Source organism: Clostridium sp. CAG:43 (genome assembly GCF_000434655.1).
Taxonomy (GTDB): Bacteria; Bacillota; Clostridia; order Lachnospirales; family Lachnospiraceae; genus Otoolea; species Otoolea fessa.
The window spans coordinates 6,865-13,240 of the sequence record NZ_FR895078.1; the positions used below are offsets into that span (position 1 = coordinate 6,865).

General features: G+C 52.4%; 4 protein-coding genes. All 4 read left to right on the plus strand.

Going from position 1 to position 6,376, the window contains the following annotated elements:
* Positions 1-1,728: DNA mismatch repair protein MutS (gene mutS, locus QVO97_RS06170; protein ID WP_288189149.1), on the plus strand; the 1,728-nt coding region annotated here is incomplete at its 5' end.
* Between the two features lie 32 nt (positions 1,729-1,760).
* A complete protein-coding gene (gene mutL, locus QVO97_RS06175) occupies positions 1,761-3,857 on the plus strand; it encodes a DNA mismatch repair endonuclease MutL (RefSeq protein ID WP_022359506.1) in 2,097 nt (698 codons plus the stop codon).
* A gap of 24 nt (positions 3,858-3,881) precedes the next feature.
* Positions 3,882-4,865: a tRNA (adenosine(37)-N6)-dimethylallyltransferase MiaA gene (miaA, locus tag QVO97_RS06180; RefSeq protein ID WP_022359507.1), complete on the plus strand. Its 984-nt coding sequence runs from the start codon at positions 3,882-3,884 to the stop codon at positions 4,863-4,865.
* 90 nt (positions 4,866-4,955) lie between these two features.
* Entirely contained in the window at positions 4,956-6,254 is a 1,299-nt protein-coding gene (locus tag QVO97_RS06185) for a methionine gamma-lyase family protein (protein WP_022359508.1), read from the plus strand.
* Positions 6,255-6,376 lie beyond the last annotated feature (122 nt).

The window sequence follows — 6,376 nt, forward strand, 5'->3', positions numbered from 1 at the left end:
GTGGAGCAGCCGCTCATCAGCCGGGAGGAGATCCTGCGCCGCCAGAATGCGATCGAAGAGCTGAACATGAACTATATCAGCCGCGAGGAGCTGTGCGAATATCTGAATCCGATCTACGATCTCGAACGTCTGATCGGACGCATCAGTTACCGGACGGCAAATCCGCGCGATCTCATCGCGTTTGGCAATTCACTGGCGATGCTTCCGTATATCAAACAGATTTTGAAGGAGTTTTCAGGCGAGCTGCTTAAAAACCTGGAAGCCGCTCTGGATCCGCTGGCAGATTTGAAGGAACTGATTGACAAGGCGATCGTGGAAGAGCCGCCGATCACGGTGCGCGAGGGCGGCATCATCAAGGAAGGCTACCATGAGGAGGCAGACCGTCTGCGTCATGCAAAGACAGAAGGAAAAGACTGGCTGGCACAGTTAGAGCAGAGCGAGCGCGAAAAGACAGGCATCAAAAACCTGAAAGTCAAGTTCAATAAGGTATTTGGCTACTATTTTGAGGTGACGAATTCCTTTAAGGATCTGGTGCCGGATTATTTCATCCGTAAACAGACCCTGACAAACGCAGAGCGCTATACGACCGACCGGCTGAAAGAGCTGGAAGATATCATTCTCGGCGCCGAGGACAAGCTGGTTTCTCTGGAATATGATCTATTCTGCCAGGTGCGCGACCAGATCGCGGGCGAGGTAAACCGGATTCAGAGTACCGCCCGTGCGATCGCGATGACGGATGTGCTGGCGTCTCTGTCGGTGGTGGCGACGCGTTACAATTACGTGAAACCTCATATCAACGAAAAGGGCATCATCCGCATCAAAAACGGACGTCATCCGGTCGTAGAGCGCATGATGGGCGGCGAGATGTTTGTCGCCAATGACACATATTTAGACAACGGAAAGAACCGGATTTCGATCATTACCGGTCCGAACATGGCTGGTAAGTCGACTTATATGCGTCAGACGGCGCTGATCACGCTGATGGCGCAGATCGGAAGCTTCGTCCCGGCGGATGAGGCGGATATCGGTCTCTGCGACCGTATTTTTACCCGTGTGGGCGCCTCGGATGATCTGGCATCCGGTCAGAGTACCTTCATGGTGGAGATGACCGAGGTTGCGAATATCCTGCGGAATGCGACGAAAAACAGCCTTCTGATTCTCGATGAGATCGGACGCGGTACGAGTACCTTCGACGGCCTTTCGATCGCCTGGGCGGTTGTGGAGTATATTAGTAATACGAAGATTCTGGGTGCTAAGACGCTGTTTGCGACACATTACCATGAACTGACAGAGCTGGAAGGAACCTTAAGCGGCGTCAACAACTACTGTATCGCGGTCAAGGAACAGGGCGACGATATCGTCTTCCTGCGTAAAATCGTGAAGGGTGGCGCCGATAAGAGCTACGGCATCCAGGTGGCGAAGCTTGCAGGCGTTCCGGCTCCGGTCATCGATCGGGCAAAAGAACTGGTGGAAGAGTTGAGCGATGCCGACATTACAGCGCGTGCGAAGGAGATTGCAGAAAATGGTCCGGGAACCCAGACGCGCAAAAAGGTGGCAAAACCGGACGAGGTAGATCTGCAGCAGATGTCGATCTTTGACACGGTCAATGAGGACGATATCATCAAGGAGATCATGGAACTGGAAGTAAACCGGATGTCTCCGCTGGATGCGCTCAATACATTAGATAAGCTGCAGGCGAAGCTGAAAAACCGGTGGATGCACCAGTAAAAAATAGTTTAGGAAGGATGTGGAGGAGATAGATGGCTGCGATTCAGGTCTTGGATTCCAATACAATCAATCAGATTGCAGCCGGCGAGGTCATTGAACGGCCGGCGTCGGTTGTCAAGGAGCTTTTGGAGAATGCGATCGATTCGAAGGCGACGGCGATCACGGTGGAGATTCAGGGCGGCGGTCTGCAGACGATCCGGGTGACGGATAACGGAAGCGGCATTGTGCGCGAGGAGATCCCACTGGCATTTAAGCGCCATGCGACCAGCAAGATCCGGACGGCGTCGGATTTGTTTCAGGTGGCATCGTTAGGGTTCCGCGGCGAGGCGCTGGCGTCGATCGCGTCGGTGGCGAAGGTGGAACTGATCACGAAAACAAACGATTCGATCAGCGGTTCCCGTTACCGCATCGAGGGCGGCGAGGAACTGGGACTGGAGGAGGTCGGTGCGCCGGAAGGTACGACCTTTATCGCCAGAGATCTGTTCTACAATACACCGGTACGCCGGAAGTTTTTAAAGACGCCGGCGACAGAAGGGTCCCATGTGGCAGATTTAGTCGAAAAGATTGCCCTGTCGCATCCGGAAATCTCCATCCGTTTCATCAATAACAACCAGAGCCGTCTCCATACCTCTGGAAATCATAACTTAAAAGATATAATTTATGCGGTCTTTGGACGTGAGATCACGGCAAACCTGATTGAGGTGGATGCCGGAGCTGATCCGATCCGGGTAGGCGGCTTCATCGGTAAGCCGCTGATCGTGCGCGGCAACCGCACATATGAAAATTATTTCATCAACGGACGCTATATCAAGAGCAGTATCATCGGAAAGGCGATCGAGGACGCATATAAACCGTTCATGATGCAGCACAAGTATCCATTTACGATGCTGCAATTTACGATCGATCCGTCGTATATTGACGTCAACGTCCATCCGGCGAAGATGGAGATCCGTTTCAGGGACGGCGAACAGATCTACCGGACGGTTTACCATACGATCGCGATGGCACTCGCTAACCGGGAACTGATTCCGGCGGTTTCGCTGGAGAATGAGAAGAATACAGAGAAAGAGCTGAAGATTCCGGGGCTGGAAAAGGGAGTGCTGCCGGAGCTTCCAACCAGAAAGATGGAAAGCAGCCAGGGCAGCCGTCCGTCCTTAAAACCAGTCCGTATCCGTGAGGAACATCCGGAACCGTTTGAGACGAAACGTCTGGGGGCATCGCAGGCAGAAATGATGTCGGTCTCGGAAGATATGCCGGGATATGGGGCTGAAAACGGCAGTGGATCAAATGCGGCTGTGTCAGGAACGGGGCGGCTCGATGAAGTGTTTGGAAGAACCGACACAACCGGCAGAGTTGAAAATGTTTCAATTAATACAGAGTCTGATCTGCCAGAGCCGGCCACGTCAGCGCCTTCCAGCGAATCCATCTCAGCTTCAGCGGGGCAAACTGCATCTCCTGCATCTGTTTCAACGGGATCGACCCAGTCCGCCCCATCTGAAAAGCCCCGTCAGATGGATCTGTTTGAAGATAAACTCCTGACCAAACCGGCGCGTGCGAACCACCGCCTGATTGGACAGCTGTTTGACACATACTGGCTGGTGGAGTATCATGATAATCTGTACATCATTGATCAGCATGCGGCGCATGAGAAAATCCTCTATGAGCGGACGATGGCATCCCTTCAAAAGAGGGAGTACACCTCCCAGATGATCGATCCGCCGATCATTTTGAGTCTCAACAGCAGTGAGCAGCTCAAATTGGAGCAGTATATGGAACATTTTACCTCGATCGGATTTGAGATTGAGCCGTTTGGCGGAAAGGAGTACGCGGTGCGTGCCGTTCCGGCGAACCTCTTTTCCGTCGCAAAACGCGAGCTTCTGATGGAGATGATCGACGATCTGGCGGAGGGCAATGGAAGCGGAACCCCGGATCTCATCAATGAGCGTGTGGCGACGATGTCGTGTAAGGCGGCGGTCAAGGGCAATCACACATTATCATTTGCCGAAGCGGACAAGCTGATCGATGAGCTTCTGGAACTCAAAAATCCGTATGCGTGCCCACATGGACGCCCAACGATCATATCGATGAGCAAATATGAGTTGGAGAAGAAATTCAAACGGATTGTATAACCCATTAAAAGGAGAGAAAGTCTTATGGGAAATCTGGAACAAGCGGCTGAAAAAAAGCCCCTGATTGTCCTGACCGGACCGACGGCAGTCGGAAAAACGGCGCTGTCCATTCAGCTTGCCAGGCGGATCGGCGGCGAGATCATCAGCGCGGATTCGATGCAGGTGTACCGCCACATGGATATCGGTACGGCAAAGATACGCCTGGAGGAGATGGACGGTGTGCCGCACCATCTGATCGATATTTTAGAACCGACTGAGGATTTCAATGTCGTGCGGTTTCAGGCGCTTGCCCGCGCGGCGGCGGAAGATATTTACAGCCGCGGAAAAATTCCGATCGTGGCAGGTGGAACCGGCTTTTATATTCAGGCACTGCTCAATGATATTGATTTCACCCAGATCGACGAAAATACGCAGTTTCGGGAGGAGATGGAACGCCTGGCAGCCGAACAGGGGGCGGAAGTCTTGCATGAGCGCCTGCGGGCGGTCGATCCAGAATCGGCGGAGGCGATCCACGCAAACAATGTAAAACGTGTGATCCGCGCGTTGGAATATTATGAGCAGACGGGCGAGAAGATTTCTGCCCACAATGAGGCGGAGCGGGCAAAGACTTCACCGTACCATTTCTTCTATTATGTATTAAATACCGATCGGACGGTTCTCTATGAGCGGATCGAGAAGCGGATCGATGAGATGATGGAAGAGGGACTGGTCGAGGAAGTGAGGCAGCTGCAGGCGATGGGCTGCAGCCGTGATTCAGTGGCGATGCAGGGACTTGGATATAAAGAAATTCTGGCATATTTAAATGGCGAAATGTCGTTGGAGACAGCGGTCAATATCCTGAAACGCGATACGCGCCATTTTGCGAAACGTCAGCTTACCTGGTTCCGGCGGGAACGCGACGTGCGTTTCTTATATTTGCCGGAATTTGATAATGACCGGGAACGCGTGCTGGAACATATTCTGCAGGAATTAGCGGCGGAAGCGGGGATTATGGAGTGTGATTCATAAGATGGATGGAACACTCCAAATTATAATCAAGAAAAGTTAAAGAAACAAAAAAAGAATTATAGAATAACCGACAAAAGGAAAGGAACTACCATGGAGTTAGAGAAAATGTATGGCGACCTCGGCATTTCGAAAGAAGTGCTTGAATATGGAGCCAGAATCGAAGCGGCTCTGGAAGACCGTTTCACAGAGATCGATGGCAATGCAGAGTACAATCAGTTAAAGGTAATCGCTGCGATGCAGAAAAACCGCGTCAGCGATATTCATTTTTCCGGTACAACCGGATATGGTTACAACGACCTCGGACGTGAGACGCTGGAACAGGTATATGCGGATGTATTCCACACTGAGGACGCGTTGGTGCGCCCGCAGATCGTGTGCGGAACGCACGCGCTCTACACGGCATTAGCCGGAAACCTGCGCCCGGGCGACGAGCTGCTTTCGCCGGTGGGAAAACCGTATGATACTCTGGAGGAAGTGATCGGCATCCGCGAGTCCAACGGTTCCCTGCGGGAGTACGGCATTTCATACCGTCAGGTTGACCTGCTGCCGGACGGAACCTTCGATTACGACGGCATCCGCGCGGCGATCAACGAGAAAACAAAACTGGTAACCATCCAGCGTTCCAAGGGATACGCATCCCGTCCAACCCTCTCGGCAGAGCAGATCGGTGAACTGATTGCATTTGTCAAATCCATCAAACCGGAAGTGATCTGTATGGTAGACAACTGCTATGGCGAATTCGTTGAGCGGATCGAACCGAGCGATCTCGGTGCGGACATGGTAGTCGGTTCCCTGATTAAAAACCCGGGCGGCGGACTGGCGCCGATCGGCGGCTATATCGCCGGAACCAGACAGTGCATCGAAAATGCAGCGTACCGCCTTGGTTCTCCGGGGCTCGGACGGGAGGTCGGCGCGAGTCTTGGCGTCAACCAGTCCTTCTTCCAGGGACTTTTCCTGGCACCGACTGTTGTATCCGGCGCATTAAAGGGAGCTATCTTTGCGGCAAACGTCTATGAGCGCCTGGGCTTTGATGTGGTTCCGAACAGCACGGAGCCGCGCTATGATATCATTCAGGCGATCACGTTTGGAAAACCGGAGGGTGTTATTGCGTTCTGCCAGGGCATTCAGGCGGCGGCGCCGGTTGACAGCTATGTATCGCCGGAACCGTGGGATATGCCGGGGTATGATTCCCAGGTTATTATGGCAGCAGGTGCCTTTATTCAGGGATCCTCGATAGAGCTTTCCGCGGATGGTCCGATCAAACCGCCGTACAGCGTATTCTTCCAGGGCGGACTGACCTGGTACCATGCGAAGTTAGGCATTTTAATGTCCCTGCAGAAGCTTCTGGATGCAGGCATAGTAAAACTTGAGCAGCTCAAAATCGACTAGAAATGACGTTTTTTGAATGATTTTGTAATTAATTTTAAGAAAACTTTAAAAAAAAATCTGCCGGACTGTCTATACACATTCCGGCAGTTTGTGCTAAGATAATAAAGATTATAGAAAGGGGC

Coding starts and splice junctions, on each gene's coding strand:
- QVO97_RS06185 (WP_022359508.1), top strand. CDS start 4,956: ATGGAGTTAGAGAAAATGTATGGCGACCTCGGCATTTCGAAAGAAGTG.
- mutL (WP_022359506.1), top strand. CDS start 1,761: ATGGCTGCGATTCAGGTCTTGGATTCCAATACAATCAATCAGATTGCA.
- miaA (WP_022359507.1), top strand. CDS start 3,882: ATGGGAAATCTGGAACAAGCGGCTGAAAAAAAGCCCCTGATTGTCCTG.